5 protein-coding genes are annotated in these 4,012 nt (G+C 63.0%); 4 read left to right on the plus strand and 1 reads right to left on the minus strand.

The genetic code is table 11. The features are described from left to right. The coding region (locus AC1DY5_RS45485) for a YdeI/OmpD-associated family protein (protein ID WP_478120972.1) at positions 1–605 on the plus strand (605 nt) is incomplete at its 5' end. A 171-nt stretch (positions 606–776) separates the two neighbouring features. Here AC1DY5_RS45485 and AC1DY5_RS45490 read toward each other — a convergent pair. Next, on the minus strand, positions 777–1,571 hold the full coding sequence (locus AC1DY5_RS45490) for a GntR family transcriptional regulator (RefSeq protein WP_478120973.1): 795 nt from the start codon (positions 1,569–1,571) through the stop codon (positions 777–779). 327 nt (positions 1,572–1,898) lie between these two features. Here AC1DY5_RS45490 and AC1DY5_RS45495 point away from each other — a divergent pair, with 327 nt between their 5' ends. The 3 genes from AC1DY5_RS45495 to AC1DY5_RS45505 all read left to right on the plus strand — a co-directional run. Further along, complete coding sequence (locus AC1DY5_RS45495; RefSeq protein WP_478120974.1) at positions 1,899–2,864, plus strand: 3-hydroxyacyl-CoA dehydrogenase; 966 nt, start codon at positions 1,899–1,901, stop codon at positions 2,862–2,864. A gap of 25 nt (positions 2,865–2,889) precedes the next feature. Next, a complete protein-coding gene (gene kce, locus AC1DY5_RS45500) occupies positions 2,890–3,816 on the plus strand; it encodes a 3,5-dioxohexanoate:acetyl-CoA acetone transferase (protein WP_478120975.1) in 927 nt (308 codons plus the stop codon). A 57-nt stretch (positions 3,817–3,873) separates the two neighbouring features. After that, a partial coding sequence (locus AC1DY5_RS45505; protein WP_478120976.1) for a twin-arginine translocation signal domain-containing protein occupies positions 3,874–4,012 on the plus strand: 139 nt, incomplete at its 3' end.

A 4,012-nucleotide genomic window follows, 5' to 3' on the forward strand; every position in this document is an offset into this window, starting at 1 on the left:
GCACGAAACCCGACACCGTTGCGACCCTCTTCAAGTCCGCGAAGGCCTTCGACGCGTGGCTGAAAAAGCACCACGCCACGTCGGACGGGCTGTGGTTGAAGATCGCGAAGAAAGGCGCCGGCGAGCCCAGTGTTACCTACCCCGAGGCCGTCGAGATCGCGCTGTGCTGGGGCTGGATAGACGGCCAGAAGAAAGGGCTCGACGACCAGCACTTCCTGCAACGCTTCACGCCGCGGCGCGCACGCAKCATCTGGTCCAAGATCAATGTGGACAAGGTCGCCGCGCTGATCGAGGCCGGACGCATCCAGCCCGCGGGGCAGGCCCAAATCAACGCCGCGAAGACTGATGGCCGCTGGGTCAACGCCTACGACAGCGCGCGCACGTCCAGCGTGCCGGACGACCTGCAGGCCGCGCTGGAGGCAAGTCCCAAGGCGAAGGCCTTCTTCGCGACGATCAGTGCGTCCAACCGCTACGCAGTGCTATGGCGCGTGCAGACGGCGGTCAAGCCGGAGACGCGTGCCAGGCGCATCGCCAAGCTGGTGGAGATGCTCGGGCATGGTGAGGTCGTGCACATCTTCAAGCCCAAGGCCAAGGCCTCAGACTAAAGATCACGCGCAGTCTTCAGGCCCTACACGGATGCGACGACGCGAAGCGCGTGCACACCCACCCGCCGTGAGGCAGGATCCGGCCATGAGCAGGTCCCGTCTGAGGCAGCTTTCGAGTGCCTGTAGTTTGCTAGAGGCGGACCATTTCGGGGGCGCACGGGTGCCTTGCCACTACCCGTTCGAGCGCCTTTGAGTCGAGACTGCGCGCGACCGCTTATTCCCGCTGGCGGGTGCGGGAGCGGAGACAGGTCGAGCCGACTTGTCCATTGCGGCATCTTCACCCACCAATACACCCGCCGAAACGATGAAATCTGCGGCACCACGGATGTCACCGGCCAGAGCCTTGCTGGCGGCCGCGGCGTCCCTTTTCTTCAGAGCAACGATGACCCGATCGTGATGGTCAGCCGAAACGTGTTCCGTGACCCGCGCGGATCCCGATCGAAAGTCGTAATTCACGATCGGCCCGATGCGCAGCCACAGTGACTCGATCATCTCGAGGAGCATCGGCATGCCAGCCTGCCGGTAGATCGCGAAATGGAGTTCCTTGTTGAGGGCGACCAGTTGCGATACGTCCGGACGCTTCAACGAAATTTCGCGAGAGAAGCGCCCGTGCGCCGCCTCGATTTCCTGGAGGCCCGCGTCATCGACGAGGGTGGCGGCGCGCGCTGTGGCCAGGCCTTCGAGGTTGACCCGGATGTCGGTGATCTCGCGAAATTGGCTGACTGACATCGTCGGTACACGCAGGGTCCGGTTCGGAAGCAGTTCGAGGGCTTTTTCCGACAGCAAGCGACTGACCGCCTCCCGCACCGGCATCACGCTCACCCCAAGGCCCTCTGCCACCGTACGCAACGAAAGCTGCTCGCCCGGCGTCACGCGACCGCTCATCAGCAATTCGCTCAGCTGCTTGTAGACGTCGCCCCGGAGGGTCTGGCGGGTCAGCGGCGTGACGAGGGAGGAAAGGTCCATGCCCAAGTATAGGCGGCAAGTTGTGATCTTTGAGCACAGATCAAGACTATAGGGTTTCCACCATCAAATTACTGTGATCACAGATCATATGATCACAACGCCAGAAGAGCTCAGCGTCTAGTTGATTTCCTGGCCTCCCTCTACCCACCTGGAGCATTTCATGGCCCGAACAGTCGTCAGTACCCGCGCCGTTTGCGACGCAAACAACAAGCCGCCAGCACGCAGCTATTTGCCGCTCACAAACGAGAAGGCCAGCGCGCGCGCTTCGGCTGCGCTCTGCGTCAGCGGTCAGTGCCCACGGCTGCCCGGCAGTCCGGAGTTGTCAAAGTGAGTGCGCCGCAAGTTACGTCGGATCGGTCCATCCAGCCGGTGGCGGTGATCGGCGCCGGCCTGATTGGCCGAGCCTGGGCGATCGTGTTTGCCCGTGCGGGACATCCGGTGCGGCTGCACGACGCGGACGCTGCAACGATGGCAGGAAGCCTGGCCTACATCGAGGAACGCTTGCACGAGCTGGCGGGATTTGGCCTGCTCAACGACCCCGCCCAAGACGTCCTTTCGCGGATCCGCTGCGAGCCGAACCTGGCAGACGCTCTGCGCGATGTGGTGATGGTGCAGGAGAACATCCGAGAGACGGTGGAAGCAAAGATCGCCATCTTTGCCCAGCTTGACGCGCTGGCGCCGCCTGACGCCGTKCTCGCGAGCTCCACCTCGTGGCTTCCGGCGTCGACCTTCACTTCCGACTTGGCCGGACGCGCGCGATGCCTTGTCGGCCATCCAACCAACCCTCCCTATCTGGTGCCATTGGTGGAGCTGTGCCCGGCCCCATGGACCGATCCCAAAGTGATGGAACGCGCCCATGCGCTCTATGCGGCTGCCGGTCAGACACCGGTTTCGTTGTCGCGCGAAATTCCAGGCTTCTTGCTCAACCGCGTGCAAGCCGCGGTGCTCAACGAGTGCTTCACGCTGTTCGAACAGGGGCTGGCCAGCGCCGAGGACATCGACAAGGTTCTCAAGGACGGGCTCGCCTTGCGCTGGTCGTTCATGGGGCCCTTCGAGACCATCGACCTCAATGCGCCAGCCGGTGTCATGGACTACGCAAGGCGCTATGGCCCGCAATGCCGCGAAACGATGGTCGGCGTACAGCCCTTCAGCTGGGCCGATGACACGGTAGCGCGCGTCGACAGTGAGCGCCGAAAGGAACTGGACATCGGCGACATCGGCACGCGCTCGGCTTGGCGAGACCGCCGTCTGATGGCCCTGGCAGCACACAAGCGCACTGCACCGACCGCCTGAACCGATCACCAACTTGGAGTACAGCATGCCTCGCAAAGTCATCATCACCTGCGCCGTTACCGGTGCGATTCACACGCCTTCGATGTCACCGTATCTGCCGATCACGCCCGAGCAGATTGCCGAATCGGCAATCGGAGCGGCCGAAGCAGGCGCGGCCATCGTGCACTTGCATGCACGAAACCCCATCGACGGCAGCCCCTCGCAAGACCCTGCGCTCTTCAAGCAGTTCTTGCCTCAGATCAAGGCCGCGAGCAACGTCGTCATCAACCTCACGACCGGAGGGGCGCCGACCATGTCGATCGAAGACCGGCTGCGCCCTGCGCACGAATTCAAGCCGGAGGTTGCGTCGCTGAACATGGGCTCGATGAACATGGGGCTGTTCCCGATGCTCRATCGCTTCAAGGAATTCAAGTACGACTGGGAGGAGCCGTACCTGTCGGGCAGCCATGACCGCATCTTCAAGAACACCTTCACCGACATCGCGCACATCCTGCAGTCGTGCAGCGAAAACGGGACCCGCTTCGAGATCGAGTGCTATGACATCGGTCACCTCTACACGGCCGCGCACTTCATCGATCGCGGATTGATCAAGCCGCCGTTCCTGATCCAGTCGGTCTTCGGCATCCTGGGCGGCATCGGCGGACACCCGGAAGACGTGCTTCACATGCGCCGCACGGCGGACCGCCTGTTCGGCGATGCCTATCAATGGTCGGTGCTGCCGGCTGGCCGCAGCCAGATGCCCATCGGCGCGCAATCCGCGGCCATGGGTGGACACGTGCGGGTAGGCCTTGAGGACTCGCTGTGGGACGGACCTGGCCAACTGGCGCGAACCAACGCCGATCAGGTGCGTCGCATGCGCGGGATTCTCGAGGGCATGTCGCTGGCCGTGGCCACGCCCGACGACGCACGCGAGCTTCTTCAGCTCAAGGGCGGCAACAACGTCGCGTTCTAAGCAACGCCGTTGATCGGCGCTTGTGCGCCTGAACATTCTTAAACGGAGATAGGTCAAATGAAACTCACATCACGACGCGCAATCCTCAAGATGGCTGCTGCCGGTACGGTCATGTCGACACTCGGCCCCGGCGCGGTTCTGGCGCAAGGATCGACGTGGCCCACAAAGCCGGTGTCCCTCATCGTCGGTTATCCGC

The organism is Variovorax sp. P4_D9 (assembly GCF_056401695.1).

Coding starts and splice junctions, on each gene's coding strand:
- AC1DY5_RS45490 (WP_478120973.1), bottom strand. CDS start 1,571: ATGGACCTTTCCTCCCTCGTCACGCCGCTGACCCGCCAGACCCTCCGG.